Annotated in this window: 18 protein-coding genes; all 18 read left to right on the top strand. The window is 40.1% G+C overall.

All coding sequences use genetic code 11. From position 1 onward, the window contains the following. The first annotated feature begins 120 nt into the window (after positions 1-120). The 18 genes from NT010_16600 to NT010_16515 all read left to right on the top strand — a co-directional run bounded on the left by NT010_16600 (position 121) and on the right by NT010_16515 (position 22,276). Positions 121-2,277, top strand: a complete 2,157-nt coding sequence (locus NT010_16600; protein MCX5807661.1) for a bi-domain-containing oxidoreductase — start codon at positions 121-123, stop codon at positions 2,275-2,277. 2 nt (positions 2,278-2,279) lie between these two features. Beyond that, positions 2,280-3,944 carry an alginate lyase family protein gene (locus NT010_16595; protein MCX5807660.1) on the top strand — a complete coding sequence of 555 codons (1,665 nt, stop codon included), beginning with the start codon at positions 2,280-2,282 and terminating at the stop codon, positions 3,942-3,944. Positions 3,945-3,951: 7 nt separating this feature from the next. Continuing rightward, positions 3,952-5,199, top strand: a complete 1,248-nt coding sequence (locus NT010_16590) for a glycosyltransferase family 4 protein (GenBank protein ID MCX5807659.1) — start codon at positions 3,952-3,954, stop codon at positions 5,197-5,199. Between the two features lie 199 nt (positions 5,200-5,398). Next, entirely contained in the window at positions 5,399-6,484 is a 1,086-nt protein-coding gene (gene wecB, locus NT010_16585; protein ID MCX5807658.1) for a UDP-N-acetylglucosamine 2-epimerase (non-hydrolyzing), read from the top strand. Between the two features lie 201 nt (positions 6,485-6,685). Continuing rightward, complete coding sequence (gene xrtD / locus NT010_16580) at positions 6,686-8,329, top strand: VPLPA-CTERM-specific exosortase XrtD (GenBank protein ID MCX5807657.1); 1,644 nt, start codon at positions 6,686-6,688, stop codon at positions 8,327-8,329. A 160-nt stretch (positions 8,330-8,489) separates the two neighbouring features. Continuing rightward, complete coding sequence (locus tag NT010_16575; GenBank protein MCX5807656.1) at positions 8,490-8,717, top strand: antitoxin; 228 nt, start codon at positions 8,490-8,492, stop codon at positions 8,715-8,717. Then, entirely contained in the window at positions 8,717-9,121 is a 405-nt protein-coding gene (locus tag NT010_16570) for a type II toxin-antitoxin system VapC family toxin (GenBank protein MCX5807655.1), read from the top strand. The genes NT010_16575 and NT010_16570 overlap by 1 nt, the downstream gene beginning before the upstream one ends. A 90-nt stretch (positions 9,122-9,211) precedes the next feature. Continuing rightward, positions 9,212-10,855, top strand: a complete 1,644-nt coding sequence (locus NT010_16565) for an MraY family glycosyltransferase (GenBank protein ID MCX5807654.1) — start codon at positions 9,212-9,214, stop codon at positions 10,853-10,855. Between the two features lie 84 nt (positions 10,856-10,939). After that, entirely contained in the window at positions 10,940-11,140 is a 201-nt protein-coding gene (locus tag NT010_16560) for a type II toxin-antitoxin system VapB family antitoxin (protein ID MCX5807653.1), read from the top strand. Further along, a complete protein-coding gene (locus NT010_16555; protein ID MCX5807652.1) occupies positions 11,137-11,532 on the top strand; it encodes a PIN domain nuclease in 396 nt (131 codons plus the stop codon). The genes NT010_16560 and NT010_16555 overlap by 4 nt, the downstream gene beginning before the upstream one ends. Positions 11,533-11,558: 26 nt before the next feature. Continuing rightward, positions 11,559-13,970 (top strand): tetratricopeptide repeat protein, encoded by a 2,412-nt coding sequence (locus NT010_16550; protein ID MCX5807651.1) that lies wholly within the window; start codon positions 11,559-11,561, stop codon positions 13,968-13,970. 268 nt (positions 13,971-14,238) lie between these two features. Beyond that, on the top strand, positions 14,239-15,072 hold the full coding sequence (locus NT010_16545; GenBank protein MCX5807650.1) for a polysaccharide biosynthesis/export family protein: 834 nt from the start codon (positions 14,239-14,241) through the stop codon (positions 15,070-15,072). 19 nt (positions 15,073-15,091) lie between these two features. Beyond that, a complete protein-coding gene (locus NT010_16540; protein MCX5807649.1) occupies positions 15,092-16,324 on the top strand; it encodes an outer membrane beta-barrel protein in 1,233 nt (410 codons plus the stop codon). A gap of 32 nt (positions 16,325-16,356) precedes the next feature. After that, a complete protein-coding gene (locus NT010_16535) occupies positions 16,357-17,946 on the top strand; it encodes a Wzz/FepE/Etk N-terminal domain-containing protein (GenBank protein ID MCX5807648.1) in 1,590 nt (529 codons plus the stop codon). Positions 17,947-17,962: 16 nt separating this feature from the next. Next, positions 17,963-18,814: a polysaccharide biosynthesis tyrosine autokinase gene (locus tag NT010_16530; GenBank protein MCX5807647.1), complete on the top strand. Its 852-nt coding sequence runs from the start codon at positions 17,963-17,965 to the stop codon at positions 18,812-18,814. Between the two features lie 97 nt (positions 18,815-18,911). Next, positions 18,912-19,775, top strand: coding sequence for a hypothetical protein (locus NT010_16525; protein MCX5807646.1), 864 nt, complete (start codon positions 18,912-18,914; stop codon positions 19,773-19,775). 253 nt (positions 19,776-20,028) lie between these two features. Continuing rightward, positions 20,029-20,793 carry a hypothetical protein gene (locus tag NT010_16520; protein MCX5807645.1) on the top strand — a complete coding sequence of 255 codons (765 nt, stop codon included), beginning with the start codon at positions 20,029-20,031 and terminating at the stop codon, positions 20,791-20,793. Positions 20,794-21,328: 535 nt separating this feature from the next. Beyond that, positions 21,329-22,276: a ParB/RepB/Spo0J family partition protein gene (locus NT010_16515; protein MCX5807644.1), complete on the top strand. Its 948-nt coding sequence runs from the start codon at positions 21,329-21,331 to the stop codon at positions 22,274-22,276. The last annotated feature ends 346 nt before the right edge of the window (positions 22,277-22,622 follow it).

Below are 22,622 nucleotides of genomic sequence, written 5' to 3'. Positions count from 1 at the left end.
CAAATTCCGCCCGGTCCCAAAGAATGCCTGGGTTATGGCACTGCTCCAGTGAGGATTTTTCCAAATACTGACTGAGTGACCTGTTAGCAGAATAGTTGGTTCAGAAACAGGAGGCTTACAATGAAACAGATACTGCAAAATCTCAACAACGGTCAGACAATTCTTGAAGATGTCCCATGCCCATCGGTAAAACCCGGCCATCTTCTTATCCGCACTTCCGTGTCCCTTGTTTCTACTGGTACCGAAAAGATGCTGGTCGATTTCGGTAAAGCGAACCTGATTGACAAGGCCCGGCAGCAGCCCGACAAGGTGAAAATGGTTCTTGACAAGGTGAAGACCGACGGTCTTATGCCGACTTTCGAGGCTGTCAGGGGCAAGCTCGATCAGCCTCTTCCCATGGGCTACTGTAATGTGGGGACGGTCATTGCTGTGGGTAGTGGGGTTGACGGTTTTTCAATCGGTGATCGGGTAGCGTCAAACGGCAAACACGCCGAGGTGGTTTGTGTACCTAAGAACCTCTGTGCCAGAATACCTGGTGAGGTAAGTGACGAGGCTGCCACCTTTACGGTTATCGGTTCTATCGCACTACAGGGTATTCGCCTTGTTCGGCCAACTCTGGGTGAAACGATTGTTGTTACCGGCCTTGGGCTTATTGGTCTGGTCACGGTGCAACTTTTCCGTGCCAACGGTTGTCGTGTACTCGGCATTGATTTCGACGAAAAGAGGGTTGACCTTGCCCGTTCGTTCGGTGCCGAGACAGTTAACCTCTCTCGCGGCGAGGACCCGGTTGCTGTTGCACAGGTATTTTCACGAGGACAAGGTATAGATGCTGTAATTATTACCGCATCAACTAAGAGCAGTGAACCGGTCCATCAGGCAGCGCTCATGTGCCGCAAACGCGGCAGAATCGTGCTGGTCGGGGTTATCGGCCTTGAACTTTCTCGTGCCGATTTTTATGAAAAAGAACTATCATTCCAGGTTTCATGTTCTTATGGTCCAGGACGGTATGATCCGCTCTATGAAGAAGGTGGGCAGGACTATCCCTTCGGATTTGTCCGTTGGACTGAGCAGCACAACTTCGAGGCAGTTATTGATATGCTTGATGAACGGCGCATCAATGTTGAACCTCTCGTTTCAAATCGTTTTCCTCTTGCCCAGGCAGAGGAAGCCTACAAACTTGTCGAGGGTGGGAAGGCCCTCGGTATTGTCCTTTCCTATCCGTCAGTTTCCGAGTATCCTGAAAATGAGCTTACGAAACGGACAATTAGTCTGGCTACCTGGGAGACAAATGCATATGCCGCACCGGGCGCGCCGGTTGTGGGCTTTATTGGATCAGGTAATTATGCGACTGGCGTTCTGATCCCAGCTTTTACTAAGACCCAGGCGCGACTCAAGAGTGTGGCATCAAACGCAGGCGTGAGCGGCGTCCACGCAGGGAAAAAATACGGCTTTGAGGAGACCACTACTGACACCGGATCGATTATCGAGTCATCGGACATTAACACAGTGATCATCACGACACGGCACGACTCCCATGCCCGTTTTGTCTGTGAGGCATTGAAGGCCGGGAAGCATGTCTTCGTGGAAAAACCGCTCTGTCTCACTGAATCTGAACTCAATGAGATTATAGCAGTTTACTCAAAACTCAAAACTCAAAACTCAAAACTGCCGTTGTTGATGGTTGGCTTCAACCGCCGCTTTGCTCCGCAAGTGTTGAAGATTAAGGATTTACTGCAGGGCGTCCGTGAGCCAAAATCTTTTGTCATGACCATCAATGCTGGGTCGATTCCGCCGGAACACTGGACCCAAGACCGGAAAGTGGGGGGCGGCAGGATCATTGGTGAAGGGTGCCATTTCATCGACCTCCTCCGGTACCTGGCCGGAGCGCCGATCGTCGGCGTACAAGCTCTGATGATGGGAAATGCTCCCGGTATTGTCGTCCGGGACGACAAGGTTACCTTCACTCTCACCTTTGCCGACGGTTCTTTCGGAACGGTTCATTACCTGGCGAATGGTCACAAGTCCTTCCCTAAGGAACGGCTGGAAGTCTTCTGTGCAGGCCGTATACTCCAATTGGACAATTTTCGCAAGCTACATGGTTTTGGTTGGCCCGGCTTCAGAAAGATGAATCTTTGGCGACAGGACAAAGGGCAGGTGGCCTGTGCGGCCGCTTTTGTAAATGCTGTTGCAGCGGGTATTTCTTCGCCGATAACCCTTGAGGAATTAGTTGAGGTAACCAAGGCAAGTTTTGATATTGTCAAGATGATGGAACATTAACAGTGCCCGATCTTTTATGCTATGGCCGTACCGTTTTCCATCTGAAGCTTCGGCAGATTGCGTATCAAATAATCCGCCTGTTAGGGCACAAAACAAAAGTATCACCGATTACAGAAAGAGTTGCCATAGAAGAAAGTGTTATCCTGAACCAGCCGATACGCCGACTGATGCAGGGAGACAAAAACACTTTCACCTTTCTGAATGTAACTCAAACCTTTGATTTAAATCAGTTCGACTGGTCACCTATGGAAGTTGGAAAACTCTGGCGTTACAACTTGCACTATTTTGACTATTTGCATGAAGTGGGGCGTTGCTGGGAAAATAAGGTATTTCTCATAAACGACTGGATTAAGAAAAATCCACAGGGAACATTTGATGCATGGGAACCCTTTCCTATTTCTCTGCGTATCGTTAACTGGATCAAGTTTTTTCTCTCGTCTGAGACTAAAGGAAAACTTGAGGAAAGGTGGCTGAAAAGCTTATATCAGCAAACACTCTGGTTGAAAAAGAACCTTGAGTATCACCTGTTGGGCAATCACTACTTTAAGAACGGCAAGGCCTTGATCTTTGCCGGACTCTTCTTCACCGGGAAGGATGCCCAGCAGTGGCTGGAAAAAGGGTTGGCAATCATCAGGGAAGAACTTGACGAACAAATTATGTCCGATGGAGGGCATTTCGAGCGGAGCCCAATGTACCACTCCATGATCCTTGAAGATTGTATGGATTTGATGAACCTGTGCGCGGGACACAACGACAGGCGTGTTGCGGGGTTATCTGAATATCTAAAACCAGTTACGACCAGGATGTTATCATTTTTGCTGAATCTTACCCATCCTGACGGACAGATTGCCCTGTTTAATGACGCAGCTTTTGGTATAGAAGCAGTGCCGAAGGAGTTGCAGGATTACTATGAACGTCTAACCGCAGAGGTATTACCGGATGAGAGAATGACCATTCAATCTTTCCCCGATACCGGATATTTTATTATGTCTCCCCGAGAAGGCGATAAATTAATCGTTGACTGCGGCGACGTTAGTCCTAATTATCAGCCCGGTCATTCGCACTGTGACAACCTGAGCTTTGAACTTTCTTTAAGGGGCAAACGTATAATTGTTGATTCAGGCTGCTGTCAATACGAGGACGGAGAAATACGGCAATACAATCGAGGGAATGCAGGCCATAACACGCTCACAATAGACGGGATAAATCAGTCGGAAGTTTGGGGAGCTCATCGCTGTGCCCGACGGGCCCATCCACTTTACGCTGAATTAAAAGAAGAAACGGGGGGTGTTCTGAGTTTTAAGGGCGCTCACGATGGATATCGTCGGCTTGTTGGTAAGCCTATACACTACCGGAATATTACGTGGTCAGAAAAGACTTTGGTCATTGAAGACCGGGTTGAGGGGAAAGGCAGTCATGATTTTGAACTCAGACTTCACATCAACCCGGATTTAAATGTGTTGTCTAAGGGTACCGGGATTACCCTAATGGACGACGAGAAGGTGGTGGCCAATATCTCACTATCCAATGGTAGCCAATGGCAGATTTCTAGCGGCTGGTATTGCCCTGAATTTGGAATTAAAAGAGCATGCCCGGTGGTGACCGTCTTCTTCAATAAGGCAAGTTTACCCTTCAAGAATGAATTGGTTATCGAGACAGAGAGGTAGATTTTTCATGCATATTCTTTTTCTTACACACTATTTTCCTCCTGAAGTGAATGCCCCTGCTTCCAGGACTTTTGAAAATGCAAGGCGATGGGTAAAGGCTGGCCATCGAGTCACCGTCCTTACCTGTGTTCCAAATCACCCGAAAGGTGTTGTTTATACAGGCTACAAGAATCGTTTGTATCAGTGGGAAGAAGTTCAGGGAATCAGAGTCTTGAGAGTAGGGACGTACCTGAGCCCTAATGAAGGTTTCCTGAAGCGGACAGCAAACTACGTGTCTTATATGATTTCGGCCACACTTCTTTCCCCATTGGTGAAAGAAGTCGATATCGTGGTTTCCACTTCCCCCCAGTTCTTTTGCGGCATGGCGGGGTATTTTGTTTCCCGTATCAAACGCTGCAAATGGGTTCTCGAAATACGAGACCTGTGGCCCGAATCGATCGTGACAGTAGGTGCCATCAAGCAGCGGCAAGTCATAAACCTTCTTGAAGGTCTTGAGAGGTTCTTCTACCTTCATGCTGACCACATCATTTCTCTGACACATGCATTCAAGAGCCATATCATGAAAAAAAGTGTATCCGAGAAGTACATATCAATTGTTACCAACGGGGCGGATCTGGAAATGTATACACCGCTGCCCCGGCACAATGCAATATCCAAAGAATACGGTCTTGACGATACATTCGTGGTTTCCTATATAGGGACCCACGGAATGGCTCATGCATTGAGGACAGTATTGAAGGCAGGGAAAGTCTTGGAAGATAAAAAAGGAATCCTCTTTCTCCTCGTCGGCGATGGTGCGGAACGGGAAACCTTATTGAAAGAAAAGGAGAGGATGGGATTAAGTAACGTACTCATGCTCCCGCAGCAACCAAAGGACAAGATGCCCGGTTTTTTGGCCGCTTCGGACGTGTCAATGATTCTGTTAAAAAAAGATGACCTCTTTAAAACTGTCATTCCTTCCAAAATGTTTGAAGCAATGGCGATGGGAAGACCCATCATCATCGGCGTTGACGGGGAAAGCAGACAGATCGTTGAAGACGGGCAATGTGGCATCTATATTGAGCCTGAAAACCACGAAGAATTAGCCAATACAGTGGTCAAACTCTTTCATGACCGTGAGCTTTTAAGGACGTTGGGTGAAAACGGAAAGACGTATGTAAAAAGGAATTACAATCGTGAATTACTCGCTGAAAAATATCTGAATACATTACTGGGTGTTCACGGAGATCATACCGCTGACGGAGGGCACAGCTAAAAAGCAATGTTGAGTTTTGAATGTTTAATGCTTAATTAAATAACTAACTGATTTAATGCATGAATACAGGGGTAAAGGAATATGAAAGTTTTTCTTATAGCTGGAGCACGCACGGGTAAAGCAATGTTGAGTTTTGAATGTTTAATGCTTAATTAGAAACTAATTACTTCACTCAGATGAAAATAAAGGAAGTGAGAATATGAAAGTTTTTCTTATTGCAGGGGCACGACCTAATTTTATGAAAATTGCTCCAATTTACAGAGCATCGCTAAAGCACCCAGAGGTAGAGTGCAAGATAGTGCACACTGGGCAGCATTATGATCATGAGATGTCGCAGGCTTTTTTTGATGAACTCGAAATTCCGGTGCCTTCTTACCATCTTGAGGCAGGATCGGGCAGCCATGCGGTGCAAACAGCGAAAATCATGACTGCCTTCGAAAAGGTGTGTGAGGAGGAAAAACCTGATCTGGTAATGGTAGTAGGTGATGTAAACTCTACGCTGGCTTGCAGCATCGTGGCAAAGAAGCTGTGGATTAAGGTTGCCCATATAGAAGCAGGTTTGCGGAGCTTTGATCTTGCTATGCCGGAAGAGATTAACCGGATGGTAACAGACAGTATTACAGATTATTTTTTTGTTACTGAAGAAAGTGGTGCACAAAATCTTCTCCGGGAAGGGAAAGAACCGAACACCATATATAATGTTGGCAATGTAATGATTGACAATCTATTATATCAGCTTGATGAATTCAAAAACAAATCGGAACAGCATTTTTCAACCTATCCATTGAAAAAAAGGTACAGTCAATTTGCTTTTTTAACGCTCCACAGACCGTCAAATGTTGACAATCACGACGTTTTTCAAGGCATAGTAACTGCACTCAATAAAATAGCTAAAGACAGGCCAATATTCTTTCCTGTACATCCGAGAACAAAAAAAATGATTGGCCAATTGGATATAAAGCTTTCTGATAGTATAATTATGCTGCCGCCGCTATCATTTAAGGAATCTCTTTTTCTTTGGAAGGACTCAGAGGTTGTTTTGACGGACAGCGGTGGTTTGCAGGAAGAGACAACAGCTTTAAAAAAACCTTGTGTCACAATAAGGGAAAATACAGAACGTCCTATTACGATAAAAATAGGGAGTAATGTTCTTGCAGGGACTAAAACAACAGATATTTTTAATGCTTACTATAAGAGTATTGAAAAGGCAAAGAATGCAACAGTGCCAGAACTCTGGGATGGTAAGGCGTCGGAAAGAATATGGCAGGCAATTTTGAATTTTTAATGTTAAATGCTTAATAGGGACAATTTTATATGTTTAATGTTGAATGTTTAATATGGAAAAAATGCAGGGCAAGACTAGCGTTGACAATTTAAGAAACACTGATTGTAAATCTTTAAAATTATTGAAAATTAAACATTAAACATTCATAATTGGTTTATTTTGGTGCTTAATACTGAATAAGGGAGGATAATCAGATATAATATGAGGAAATTTAATATCTTAGAAGATAGTAAGCTTATGAATATCAAGCCTGTAAGTTGGATTAAAGCAGGCATTTATGCTTTTCTTATAGTTATTACTTTTTATTCTGCATTAAATCAGCTTGTTTTTCATGATTGGGATAGAGAAGACTATTCACATTGTTTACTAATCCCATTTATTGTTCTGTATCTTATCTGGGATTATAGACAGGCTCTTATTGGTACACCATCTGTTGTTGATAAAAAAGGTTTTATCCTGCTTATGGCAGGAATTTTACTTTTTTGGTTAGGAGAGCTTGGCGGAGAATATTATACGATGTATTTATCTCTCTGGCTGGTTGTAGTTGGCCTTGTATGGGTACACTTCGGCTGGAACAAGATTAAAGTTTTGTGGTTTGCTTTTTTTGTAATGCTTACTATGTTCCCCTTCCCTAATATTATAAATGTGCGAATAACTTTTGCATTAAAACTGATCGCAACAAAATTGGGAGTTTTAATACTTCAAGCGTATGGTATGTCGGCATATAGGGAGGGGAATATTATTGACCTTGGGTTTACCCAATTACAGGTTGTTGAGGCATGCAGCGGTCTGCGTTTTGTAATGCCACTTATGGTACTCAGTCTTTTACTCGCCTTTTGGTTTAGGGCTCACATCTGGAAAAGAACAGCTCTTTTTCTTTCATCTATCCCTATTGCGATTTTGATGAACAGTTTTCGCATTGCCGGCACCGGCGTTTTATACAGCGTGTGGGGTGCTCAAGTGGCCGAAGGTTTTTTTCACGATTTTTCCGGGTGGCTTGTATTTATGTTTACCATACCGATACTTTTAGCAGAAATGTGGATTTTAAGAAAATTACCGCCACGGCTTGAATTTGGAAACACAAAAGATACAGGAAGGACGAGGGACGAGGGACGAGGGACAATAGGGGAAAGTGAGAAAGAAGCTACAGGGAAGAGCGAGGCGGTGAAACAGACCGGCACAGCGACTGTTTCAATGAAGGCGGCATTGCTACAACCTGTTTTTATAGTTGCCTTAGTCCTTCTTGGTATAACGCTTGTTGCTTCAAGGACTATAGAATTTAGAGAGAAAATACCTATTAAAAAACCCCTCTCGCAATTATCGCTTAAAATAGGGGAATGGAACGGCACAAAGCAAATAATGGAACAACAGTTTGTAGAAGTGCTAAATTTTTCCGACTACACTATTGTTGACTATAAAAATAACCAGGGTAAGAGTATAAACTTTTATACAGCCTACTATGAAAGCCAGAGAAAAGGGGAGGCTACCCATTCGCCGGAATCGTGTCTACCGGGGAGTGGATGGCAATTCAATGAGGCCGATCCCATCAATATTAAGCTTAAAGATGGCAGTTTAATAAAAGTGAATCGTGCTTTTATGGAAAAAGCTGGCGATAAACAATTGTCCTATTACTGGTTTGCACAAAGAGGTAGGGTTCTTACAAACCTTTATCAGGTAAAATTTTATTCCTTCTGGGATGCCCTGACAAAACAAAGGACTGATGGAGCGCTTGTCAGACTCATTACACCGGTTTACAGCAATGAAAACCCACAAGACGCGGATAAAAGACTACAGGATTTTACAAAGGAGATTGTACCTATATTAAAAAATTATATTCCGGAATAATATATAAAAAGCAATGTTAATATTGAATTTTTAATGATAAATAATAAATGTTGAGTTTTACCGCAGGATGCAATGAAGGCACGAGGTTAACAGAATGAGATTGACGCCTACTGTTTTGTTGTATATACTTATTGTATCAACAATAAGGGGTGTTTAAACCATGAAAACAGCAAAAGTGTTTAAATCAGGTAATTCTCAGGCTGTCCGGCTTCCCAGGGAGTTTCAACTTGACGTAAAAGAGGTGGGAATATTTCAAAAGGATGGGAATTTAATCTTAATCCCTTTGAAGAAAACCTGGAAGGACTATTTTGATCATGGAGAGAAATTCTCTGGTGATTTTCCTGAGCAGATCGAGGATCCGTTTCCGGAGGAGAGATTCCTGTGGTAATTCGGTACATGCTGGACACCAATGCATGTATCACCCTTATCAAGGAAAAACCTGGTGCTATGCAATCAAGATTACAGGATCTTTCGACGGATGAAGTGGGAATATCCAGTATTGTTGCTGCCGAACTTTGGTATGGTATTGCCCTTTCGCAGAAGAAAAAAATAAATGAAGCTGCACTGAGGGATTTCCTGAATTATGTTTCGGTTCTGGATTGGCCATATGGAGCCTGCCCAATCTATGGAAGGATTCGTGCAACACTTAAAGAAAAGGGAGCCCCTATAGGTGCAATGGACCTCCTCATTGCTTCCCATGCGTTGTTTCTCAATGCCACAGTTGTGACTGATAATACATCCGAATTTCAGCGAGTACCTGGTTTGAAGATAGAAAATTGGCTGAAAAAATAATAAATCTACCAGCAACAATTCAAAATTGATTTACTGAATTATTTATCTGTACTTTCATTTTATTAAAAATTCAAAATCAAGGATACAACATTGATTTATCTATCATCTACTTTTCTACTTTCATTATTTGTAACTATCCCTATTATACCAATTCTCATCCGGGTTGCTGAGAGGTTTCATGCCCTGGACATGCCTGACGAGAGGAAGGTCCACAGTCATCCCATACCAAGGATAGGTGGAATAGCCATGGTCATAGGAACTTTTGCAACAGCTTTCCTATGGGCAGATTCAAGTCCTTTTTTTAAAGCTTATGCTATAGGGATTGCCATTATTGTAGCATTTGGATTAATAGACGACCTGAAACAATTGGACTACAGGGTTAAATTCGGGGCACAGCTTTTAGCATCTTTTATAATAGTTTTTTATGGTGATATTAAGATTGATGACCTGGGCGCAATGCTTCCCGAAGGATACGCGCTTCCGGTCTGGATTTCCGTCCCTTTAACGGTTTTTGTTATAGTAGGGGTAACAAATGCGATTAATCTTGCAGACGGACTTGATGGTTTGGCAGGCGGGATAAGCCTCATCAGCCTTTGCTGTATAGGGTACCTTGCTTATATTCAGGAAAATACAATTATCTCATTTCTCGCAATATCCCTTATCGGGGCTGTTTTTGGTTTTCTGAGGTTCAATACCCATCCTGCTACACTTTTCATGGGAGATACAGGCAGCCAGTTTCTCGGTTTTTCTCTTATTGTCATGTTATTAAGTATTACTCAGGAAGACACGGCACTGAGTCCCGTATTACCTCTTATCATTCTTGGTTTTCCTGTACTTGATACCTTGACTGTTATGGGGGAGCGTATAGCCAATGGCAGATCTCCTTTTAAGCCGGACAAAAACCATTTCCATCACCGTCTCATGCGTCTTGGGTTTTATCATAATGAATCTGTTTTTATCATATATGTTATTCATACTTTATTTGTGACTTCTGCATTTGTTTTAAGATATCACTATGAATGGGTATTGTTAGGCGGTTATCTGATCCTCTCAGGACTTGTGCTGGGTTTCTTTTTTATATCAGACAAAAAAGCATGGAGAATCAGACACATTGATATTATTGATCATGCGATTAAAGGACGTTTTGCCGACATCATAAAGGAAAAAGGTTTGTTAATTAAGATACCATTCAAATGTATTGAAATAGGTATCCCTATACTTCTAATTTGTACCTGTTTTTTCCCCATGAAAATACCTAAATTCTTTCCTATTATATCTATCAGCTTTATTGTATTGATTGTTGCCGCCTGGTTTTTTAAAAGAAACTGGTTAAGAGGAGTATTAACGTTTTCGCTCTATGGTTTTATTCCTATAATAGTTTTTTTGACTTATACTGACGAACGTGTGTCAGACATGGGCATTTATTCGATACCATATAATCTTTCTTTTTTTGCAATTATCTTTTTTGTTGTTATGACTCTGCGATTTACAAAGCGAAGAAAAGGATTTAAAGCAACTACCATGGATTTTTTAATACTTCTTGTTGCTCTTATTGCTCCCTATCTGGCTGGAACCTATCTTCAATATAAAGAATTGGGCGCAGTTGCTGCAAAAACCATAGCCCTTTATTTCAGTTATGAGGTGCTAATCGGAGAATTAAGAGGAGAACTCGGCAGGATAACTCTTGCCACAATTGTCGCTTTGATGGTCGTAGTGGTAAGAGGGATAATGTGAAAAGCACGAATAACAACAACATAATACTGAATCTTGACAGACAGTTTATGTGAGTGTATAGTAATACACATTAGGAGGTGTATTATGAGAACAAATATTATTCTTGATGATGATCTCGTTGATGAAGCTTTGCGAATCAGTAAAATTAAAACAAAAAAAGATCTTATAAATAAAGCGCTTTTGGAATTTGTAGAAAATCGTAAGCACCTTAACCTGCTTGATATCGCAGGCAAAATAACCTTTATCCAGGATTATGATTATAAGTCAATGCGTGAAGGGAAATGATTCTTATTGATACATCTGTTCTCATTGATTTCTTTAAAGGCATCAAAAACAACAGCAGTATGAAACTGGAGACAATACTAAAACAGGGGATACCATTTGGTATAAATCCTTATATATTCCAAGAAATACTGCAAGGAGCTTCATCTGAAAAAGAATTTATTCTGCTCTATGATTATCTGTCTACTCAAAAAATCTATCATCTTAAACACCCTATTGATTCGTTTTCACAAGCTGCACGGATTTATATGACTTGCCGTAGAAACGGGGTTACTGTCAAAAGCACGATCGATTGCCTTATTGCTCAGACAGTGCTGGAACATGAATTGATGCTGCTTCATAATGATAATGATTTTATTGCTATGTCAAAGTTCATTCCTTTGAAATTTTATTAAGAACAAAAATGTTGAGGAGGTATTCAATGATAAGACTGTATTCACTTAAAAAGCAATTTACAATAATCTTTTTATTTTTTCTGATACCGATTATGATTGCCGGATGCGGGGGTCCGGAACAGAAGAAGATGAAGTTTTTAAATAAAGGTAAGGCTTTATATGAAAAAGGTGATTATACCAAGGCAGGTCTTGAATTCAAAAACGCAATCCAGATCGACACAAAATTTGCCGAAGCCTATTATATGCTCGGGATGGTCTCGCTTAAGAAAGGTAATTTAAAAGGCGCCTTCGGTGGTTTTATGAAGACGGTCGAACTCGATGCCCACCATATTAAAGCCCAGACGCAGTTAGGTAAACTTTTCGTTGCAGTTGGACAGCCTGATAAAGCTATGGAAAAAGTGGATATTGTACTCAAGGAGGATGGAAAGAATGAGGATGCCTTGCTTCTTAAGGCTGCAGTAATGCTTTCCAAAAAAGATATGTCGGGCGCAAAGCAGTTCATCGAAGGGCTTATAAAAGATGGCATTAAAAAACCAGATGTCTTCCTCATGCTTGCTTCTACAGATATTGCAACACAGGATTTTAACAGCGCTGAAAAGTCTCTGAAAAGCGGCATAGAGGCTAATCCAAAAGCAACAATGCTTTATATTGGATTAATAGATATTTATGTTAAAAATAAACGTCTTGAGGATGCAATAAAAATGGCAGAAAAAGTAATAGAAATCGAGCCTAATAATGGCCGTCATAAACTAATGTTGGCAGATCTATACTGGAACTCGAAACACGAAGAAAAAGCCCTGGAGATACTTAACAAACTTGTATCAGCTGATAAGAAAAATGAAGATTCCTGGTTACAAATGGCAAGCTTCTATATCGTAAAAAAGAAATTTGAAGACGCTGAAAAAAAACTCATTGAAGGGTTAACATATAACCAGAAGAGCTTCAAATTGCGTTTTGCCTTAAGCGAATTATATGTGAATTTCAATATGCTTGATAAAGCCTTAACAACATTAAAGGAATGTCTTAAACTTGAAAAGGATTCAAAAAATCCGGACATCATAAAAACAAAAAACGCCCTTGCAACAATATATCTGACAAAGAATGAGATTGGTGAAGCAAATAAATACGTTGATGAGATAATAAAAGACAGCCCGAAGAATGTGGAGGCACATTTTACAAAAGGAAGTATTCTGCTTCAGCAGGGTGATGGAGTTAAGGCAATACCGGAATTCAGAACGGTCGTTACTGAAAAACCACAATTTATATCGGGCTATATTCGTCTTGCAGACGCACACGCATCTAATAAAGAATGGAATCTTTCAATAGATACTCTTCAAAACGCACTCCGCATAGATCCAAAATCGAGAGATGTGCAAAGGGCTTTAGGGAAAATCTATATAATGCAAAAGGATTATAAAAACGCTGAGGCACATTTAATAAAGCTTACGCAGAATTTCGCAGACGATCTCGAAATCAAAGCAGACCTTGGAGACCTTTACCGTGCTATGAAGGAATTTAAAAAAGCAGAGAATGTTTTCCAGGATATAAAACGCAGAAATAACAAGGCACTGCTCGGCTATGTCAAGTTAAGCGAACTCTATATAAGCCAGGGCAGATGGGATACAGCAATCTCGGAACTTGAACAGGCAAATCGACTGGATCCAAACTCCCCTACCCTCTTTTCATGGCTTATACAAGCTTATGTGGAACAGAAAAAACATAATGTTGCCATATCTCTTTGTCAGGACAGGATAAAAGTTAACCCAGGCGATGCCTTTTCCTATAATCTCCTGGGTCAGATATACAGCACACAGAAGGATTATAAAAAAGCTGAAGAATCTTTCCAAAAGGCAATAGAATATCAACCCGTCTGGTCTGCACCTTATAACAATCTCGCACGGGTTTATCTTGCTCAAGGGAAATCCGAAACAGCAATAAAGAAATTTGAAGAATCATTAAAGGCTAATCCAAACAATATTACGGCTTATATGGTATTGGGTCAGTTATTTGTGCAATCCAGGGATTATAAGAAAGCTATTGAAATTTATGAAAAAGTGCTTGAAAAAAGACCTAATCTCTGGCCTGCTGCAAACGACCTGGCATTCTTACTCAGTGAACACGGCAAGAGTAAGAAGGATTTAGATAAAGCCCTTACATTGGTAGAGAATGCAAACAAACAACACCCTGATGATCCGGCAATCCTTGATACTATAGGATGGGTTTATTATATGAAGGGCGATGTCAACAAAGCGGCTGAAATAATAGGCAAGGCAATCTCCAAAAATCCCGACAATCCCACAATTAATTACCACATGGGCATGGTCATGTACAAACTTAAGAAACCTGACGAAGCAAAAGAAAAACTAAATAAAGCTGTGAATGCCAAAGAAGATTTTCAGGGGAAAGAAGAGGCACGTAAGATATTAGGAAAACTGTAACTTTCATGATTATCCCCCCCGTATCAAGTACGGGGCAGGCTCTGCCCTCTCCCTCAAGGGGCGAGGGAATGTGGTCACCCCGAAGCAGGGTATCGGACTTCATGCTGGACTTTATCCGGCATGAAGTCGCAAGTTCGTCATACCGGTGAAAACCGGTATGACGAAGTTAATGAATTTAATTGCTTACGTTTTCTTCTTTTCTATATTGACAGTCTAATGTATTATTCATATATTAAAATTCTACGTTAACAATAAGGAGGTTACAATAATGCAACATGGAAGGTATACGTTCATTTTATCATTGCTTGCATTGTTTTTTATATCATCGTGTAGTACATCACAAAAGGCAATTGTTATCAACACGCCTAAAACCACAGATACTCAGACCATCATTGAGACATCAGGGAATCATGAAAACATAGCATCTCAAAAGGCGAATACAGCGGTTATCATAAACCCTGCTGATACCGGGGATACAAAACAGGAAGTTGATGTTTCATCAAATAAGGATGTTGAGGAAAAGCAAGAAGCTTTGGAAGACGAGAAAGAAACTGTTGTTGAGGACATCAAAACAACGGCTGTATCAGATAAAACAGCGGCCGAACCAGCTAAAACAGGTATATCATATATTATAGGCGCTGGAGACCTATTGGAAATCTCTGCATGGAGAGATGACGCCCTGACTAAAACATTGATTGTCCTGCCTGATGGTAAAATATCATTTCCTTTGATAGGTCAGATAATTGCCGCCGGGAAGACAATTGATCAGTTGAAACAGGAGATGACGGAAAAGATTTCGCCTTATGTTCCTGAACCAGTAGTCTCAATCGAGGTAAAACAGGCAAACAGCATGCTTATTTATGTGATAGGCCGGGTTAATAATCCGGGGCGCTTTCCGGTTAATGCCTATGTTAACGTTTTGCAGGCATTGTCTATTGCCGGAGGTTTGAACCCTTTTGCTAAGAGTAACAAGATAAAAATTTTTCGTACCGATGGTGATAAAACACATATCTTCAAATTCAGATATGATGATGTCGCGGATGGGAATAAACTTGAACAGAACATACAAATAAAAAATGGTGATGTAATTGTTGTTCCTTAACATATTCAAAAATGCTGTGATGGCGAAAAATAACATAGTTGTACGATATTATGCATCTGTAACAATACTTTTATTGTTTTTTATTTTATCAGGATCAGCATCTGCTGGTGAACTCAGGCTTGTTCCTTCGCTTGCATTAAAACAGGAATATAATGATAATATATTTTTTTCATATAGTACACAGCGTTCAGAACATGATTTGATAAGTACCATAACCCCGCAAATTGAGATAGCCAGAAAAACTGAAAGGATTGAAACGAGTTTTCTTGGTAAAATAGATCAGAGATATTATGCCAGTAATACCGAACTGAATGCTATAGATCAGACATACCGCGGCAATCTTCAATATGCACTTACTCCCAGAATAAGTGTTGGCGGACAAGGAGGATATATAAGGGATTCCAGTCCTGACCGTGACGTTCTGACAACAGGTCTTATCATGAGTACTGCTACACGTAACAGACAAAATTATGGTTTTTCCGGAAATTATACTATTTCAGAGAAAACATCAGCAAATCTAACATATAATTACTCAAAAGACAGTTGGGATTCGGCAAAATATACTGATACGGAGACCAATTCACTTAATTTAGGGTTCATCCATGATTTAAGCGCTTTTTTCCGTGAAACAAAGAGCCAGGCAAACTTCGGTTTTTCTCATTATATTTCCACCGGTATGTCTGTTGATAGTTACATGGGGACAATTGGCATAAGCAGTCAGCTTAATAAACTATGGAGTATCTCAATTGATGGGGGTATGCGCTATACTCATTCTCAATATAATGTACTAATGGGCAAAGTTGTATTCCCTTTTATTGTTACATGGACAGAAGAAATAAATACTTATGGGACAGCCGGAACCGGTACTATTTCGCTGAACTATAAGGGTGAAAAAACAAGTGCAACTTTTTCATTGATGCGAGACCTTCAAACTGCTTCAGGACAAATAGGCACTGTAGAACGTACAAGCTTTTCCATATCGGCAACAAAACGATTTACGTACGAACTCTCTGGAGGTTTTAACGCATCATACTTCAAGAATAAGTCAAGTGATAATGAATTATCTGCAACGCAACAGACTGATACAGAGACATTCAACATCTCTTCTTCGTTGCGTTATGAATTTTCAAAGGATATTTCCATAGAATCTTCTTATACTTATACAAAAGTATATAACAATATGTACAGAATGGATGCTGATAGAAATATTTTTATGATTCGATTATATGCACAACATAAATTATTTGAATAATAAATCAAGCAGTTTCAACAAGAGGAGCACATATGAATAATATTTCAATGGATGTCGGTGATTACGTCAAAATTGTTAAGAAACGGAAGTGGAGTTTAATTATTCCGTTGCTTGCCTGTTCTATTATTTCTGTAATTGTCGCCGTTGTTTTACCACCCATATACAGATCTGAAGCAACAATTCTAATCGAAGAACAGGAGATACCTCGCGAATTGGTTATGGCCACTGTAACGAGTTACGCAGAGCAAAGACTCCAGACCATAAATCAGAGGGTAATGAGTTCCACAAAATTACTTGAAATAATAAACCGTTTTAATCTTTATCCTGAAGAGAAGAAGAAGTGGACAATTGAGGAAGTTGTTGATCAGATGCGTAAGGATATTATATTAAAGCCAATAAGCGCTGAGGTGGTAGACCGAAGAACAGGGAGGCCCACGTCTGCTACTATCGCATTTACAGTTTCATATGACGGTAAAATCCCTGAGCAGGTTTTAATGGTGGCAAATGTCATCAGCTCTTTCTATTTAGAGGAAAATTTAAAGACAAGAGAAAAACAGACAGCAGGTGCATCAAAATTTCTTGGAGATGAGGCAGATGTTCTCCAGGAACAGTTGACGAAACATGATGCCGACATCGCATCATTCAAAGAAAAGCACACAAATACATTACCGGAGCTTCTCGGAATTAATCTGCAAACTTTGGATAGGATAGACCGCGAGATTGACCAGCTTAAGGATCAATTGAAAACATTACGAGAAAAAGAAGGCTATCTCCAGACCCAGCTTGCAAGCATTCCAAGCGATGCATCAACTCAGGATAAAAATCTGCTTAGAGAACTAAGAGCAAGACTCGCAGATCTTACGAGCCGTGCCTCAGACAAACATCCAGATGTAATAAAAATTAAAGCAACAATTGCCAAAATTGAAGAAAGGCAAAAAAATGCAATAAAAGACAATAGTGGAACAACGCAAAGGATGCCATCCCTCGTAGACATGGATCAGGCAGACAATCCGGCTTATGTAACCCTTGCATCACAATTGGCAGGCACTGTCTCTGAAATTGATTCTGCCAAAAGGCAAATCGAGGAACTTCAGAGGAAAAAAGATGATTATCAACACCGCGTTGAGTCAACTGCAAAGGTGGAGGAAACAAGCAAGGGCTTGATGGTTGAACGGAATAATATCCAAATAAAATATGATGATCTCATAAAGAAAACAATGGAGGCAAAAGTTGCTCAGGGGCTTGAAAAGGAACAGATGGGTGAAAAATTTACCATAATTGACCCTCCGCGGTTGCCTGAAAAACCTATTAAACCAAAAATTCCGGTCATTATATTAATAGGCGTGTTTCTTGGAATCGGGTCAGGTGTGGGTACAATATCTATGAAAGAATATATGGATCACTCAGTGGGAAGTGAAAGGGAATTAAGTGGAATTATTCCAATACCTGTACTGGCAAGTATTCCTGAAATTATTACTAAATCGGATATATTACAGCAAAAACGAAGAAAAAAAATTATCATTATCAGTGTAACGGCTTCTGTCATTATTGCTGTATTGATTTTCCATTTTTTTATAATGGATCTTGATGTTTTCTGGGCCAGATTATCAAGAAAGCTGTAAAAGAGAGGGCAATGAGATGAAAGAAATGGTAAACGATTTTTTACAAAAGATTAAGAAAAAGATGTCTCGTAATGATGAACCAGCCATATCAATGCTACATGAAACATATGTAAGTGATGATGAAAAACAGAAGGCAGGCTGGGTTTCCCATACATATACAAAATCTCGTGCTATTGAACTGGATACTGAATTTTGTATGGAAAACAGGTGCATTGCAATGCAGAGTGAAACACCTGAAATGGATTCTTATAGGGTATTGCGCACACACATACTTCAGATGACAAAACACGGAACAGGAAATACTATTATGGTTACAAGTGCATTGCCTGGAGAAGGTAAAAGCACAACTGCGATAAATCTTGCCTTTGCTCTTGCTAAAGACTACAAACAGACGGTGCTTCTTGTTGACTGTGATCTGAGGCGGCAAAGTGTCCACCATCGTCTTGGCATAAAGAGTGGAAAGGGTCTTATCGATTATCTCCTTAACGATACACCGGTGTCGGAACTTATCCTATGGCCAGGGATTGAAAAACTTACTATTATTTCCGGAGGCAGGCCATTTCTTGAGAGCAGTGAGCTTTTAGGCTCTTTAAAGATGCAAGAGCTCGTCGAGGACATGAAAAACCGTTACCCTGACCGGTATGTTTTATTTGATGCCCCCCCGATCCTTGCAAGTGCAGATTCTCTTACTTTCATTCCACTTGTGGATCATGTACTTTTAGTTGTTCAGGCTGAAAAAACTTCTGTCGATGATGTCCAGAAGGCTGTGGAACTGATTCCAAAGGAAAAGATGCTTGGAATAGTACTTAACAGGGTAAAAAGCCCGTCAAGTTTGGGTTATTCTATGTATTATCCAAGCAGACGTTAAGCCTGCACCATTTGTAAATTAAGTTATTAAGTTTGCCCACAACCTCGTTAAAGCCGGCTGGTTCTTATAGGACATTAAACTTCAATGGGAGTAAGCATTGCCAAAATTGATGTTTAAAAATAATTCAGCTTTCATGGATGTATTTAGCAAAATAAAGAAGGCATACATTGAAATGTATCATAATGCAGATATCGGTTTAGTTTCAAAGGCTTTTGCTGATATTGTAAATCTTTTTAACGGAAATATAGAGGGATTTCAGCGGTGTGATGCTGTTTACCACGATATTACACATACAATGCAAACAGTCCCTCCCTTCCTGGACATGATAATGGGCTGGAATATTAAGGAAGGGAAACCTGAAATCTCAAAAACCTATTTGGATATTGGGTTGATCGCCGTATTGTTGCACGATACTGGTTATATTAAAACGGTTGATGATATTGAAGGGACCGGGGCTAAGTATACTTTTCAACATATTCAAAGAAGCATTAATTTTGCAAGTCATTATCTTTCTGATATAGGTTTTGATTCATCTAAGATAAACAGTGTTGCGAATGCTATTAGATGTACGGGTATGAAATTCCAAATTGACGAGATTGTTTTCAGCAATTCCGAAGAAAAAATAATAGGGTTTGCATTGGGTACAGCAGATCTCCTGGGCCAAATGGCTGCAATTGACTATACAAAAAGATTAACTGTTTTATACAAGGAATTCGAGGAAGCATACAAATATGAAGGGTATGATAAACTGCGTAAAGAAGGCGTAAAATTATTCAGCAGCGAAGAAGACCTGATAAAAAGCACAAAATATTTTTACGAATATATTGTTCTGGATCGATTTAAAAAAATGAATTCCTTATATCAATACATCCCGAATAGTAATAATCAATACAAGAATTTATACATCGAAGCCATAGAAAAAAATATCATAAAACTTGAAAACATTTTAAAAAGAAATTAGATATAAGTATAATTTCTTTTTAAAATGTTTTTTTGTTTAAACTGTGATCTGATACCTTCTATGGCTTATTTTTTGCCCTTCACACCACCTTTGCACCAGGACAACCTGCTTCCACAAGGAATATTGATATTGTGGAGTAACAATAATCACAATAACACTAAATTTATTTTAGATAATCGAAGGACCTGCCCCCAAAAAACTGTACAACACAAAATGTTAGTTTTCTGGCAAAACAGATAAGGAGGATTTTACCATGAAAACAACAAAGTTCACAGAGGAGCAGATTGCTTTTACTCTCAAACAGGACGGAACCGGATTCAGACAGATTACAACCGGCAAGGGAGTAAAAGTAGGACAAGCCATCAGTTACGACGAAAAGACTCTTGTCTATTCCAAAGGCAAGCAGAGGAAGTCGGGCAAAACGCTGGCATCGTACTTTGACCTCTACAAGATAGACCTTGTGACAGGGAAAGAGACACAATTAACCAACCCTTCGTTTTATGGTGAAAGTGACCCCTATTTTACCCCCGATGGCAAGAGTGTTGTTTTTGGCGGTGAATCTCCTTTTAAGCTGCCACGTGGGGGTGAAGCCAGACAGTTTAGAGACGCATATAAGCAGAAGTATGGCGAAAATATCATCCTCCAATACCCTCTTGACGGTTCGGGCATTGATAAGTGGCCTGTACCAGTTATCAACTTTGGAACAGGCTCCCGGTGGCCTATGGTCACAAAGGATGGTTCGATATGGTTTCTGGGCATTACAGGCGAAGAGCATTATATCGGATATTACCGCCGTTTCCCTGATGGTAGAGTTCTGAAATTACCTGATAATTTCAATGGCGGGCAAGAAAAATATAGGTTTCAAATGACCATTACTTCAGATGGTCATTCAATCCTGATTCTTTATACAGGTATGGGAAAATCCAATGAAAGATCAATAGGAATATTCGATACCATAACTGGCACGCTCAGCGATCTGACAATACCTGCACAAGCAGAAAACATACAAATTCAATAGGGAGGGATGACATACGCTGCCACTGAACATTGATCTACGTGAGAAGAGAGAAGTCAGCCATTGACAAGGGACAATTTGGCACACCTATCCGAAATATAGGCACTCTTTCATGTGCTCAGGTGTTCTTCACCATATTCATGTTAATGGCTAACCGCTTTATGCCAACCGTTCTCGGTATACTCGAACAACCATAAAAGAATTCATCACAAAGACCATGAAGTTCACGTAGAAAGGCCGGATAAAAATTTGCAAATATTTTGTGTTTTTTTGTAAAAATATTCTTGAAAATAATATTTGAAATAGTGTATCAATTAGAATACATGCTTATAAATTAAAGCACATCTTTGTAAACACATCTTTTGTCAAGTCATCTTAAGTTAAATCATAAATATCTATTTTAATGGCAATCCTATTTTCGGAGGGCATTAAGATCAGTGAATGGTGAATAGTGAACAGTGAACAGCGGTTAAGGCGGTAGATAGGTTATGACTATTCCCTAACGACTATTCACTGAATTTCAAAAAAGGGGGTAATTATGGCAACAAAGAAAACAGTGGAAAGTCCGGAATTTATGTATCTTCCTTTGGGAAGCATTATTGTGGAAGAACAGATAAGATCAAAGATTGACACAGAAAGTGAATCCTTTAAAGCTCTCATGTCATCCATCAAAGAAAAGGGTGTGTTAGAACCTGTACTTGTTACGCCAAAGGGTGATAATATGTACCTCCTCATCTTTGGAGAAAGACGCTATCTTGCAGCTCAGAAGCTGGGGTTTGAAACTATCCCTGTAAGAAATGTCAATGCAGTCACACAAAAAGATGAAATCCTTGTATTGCAATTGACGGAAAACCTTCAGAGAGAAGACTTAAATCCAATCGATCAGGCACAGGGCATATTGGCATTGATTCAGGCGAGACATCCGGATAAAAATTATAATTTGGATGGGGTGATAAATGAAATAATGAATTACAACCTGAAACCGGAAAAGGTATCGGAGACTATGACGGCAACAGTTGCCGTCATAATTAAAATCTTAGGAAAGTCAATACGGACGCTGCTTAACATGATATCCCTCTTAAAACTGGTTCCTAAAATTCAGGACGTAATTTCTTCCGGAAAACTCTCTGTTTCCCAGGGATATATCTTTGCCGCTAACCTTGGAAGTCCTGACTTTTTTACCATATTTGATGAAATAATGGAGACGCCTGTAACCAATGTTAAATTAGAAAAAATGCTTACTGCATACAAAAGAAGAAAACCGGAATCAACAGACCAGAAACCCATACCAATGAAAATAAAGGTTGCAAATATAGAGGCCGCAAAGACATATTTTGAGAAAAAGACCGGGATGTACACAAAAAATGATCTTCAAACGCTTGCTGAAGGACTAAAGACTTTCCTTGCTTCGATAGAACAGCAGATTGAGACTGCCCCGGAGACTGTGCCAATAAAACCGGTGAATAAACCTGTCCCTCAAGTGTGAGGATTAATATGTGCAAGCGGCTTTGCTGTTCCTTCAAAGGCAGGGATTATTAATAGAAATGTGTCTGTTGTATCATTACTGGTATGGTTATTTATAACACGTACAAATCATAACTACACATAATTTAACAAACGGAAAACAACTTTTGTAGCAATTTTCCTACATGGTGAATGCACCTTTATTGGTCAATAAATTTATGTGTCAGTGGGGTCAGATACTGTCATTAATGTCAAGCCCAAAACTCTCCTTTTTTAGTTTTTTTATCATACATCACGATATGGTACTTTACCCTTATATACAGCATGTGCGATAAGAAGCAATTTTCTCATTGCAGCAATAACGGCCA

The sequence above is a fragment of the Pseudomonadota bacterium genome (genome assembly GCA_026388275.1).
In the GTDB taxonomy this organism is placed as follows: domain Bacteria; phylum Desulfobacterota; class Syntrophorhabdia; order Syntrophorhabdales; family Syntrophorhabdaceae; genus JAPLKB01.
Note: the sequence above shows the minus strand (reverse complement) of the source record. Positions and strands in the feature narration are given on the sequence as shown.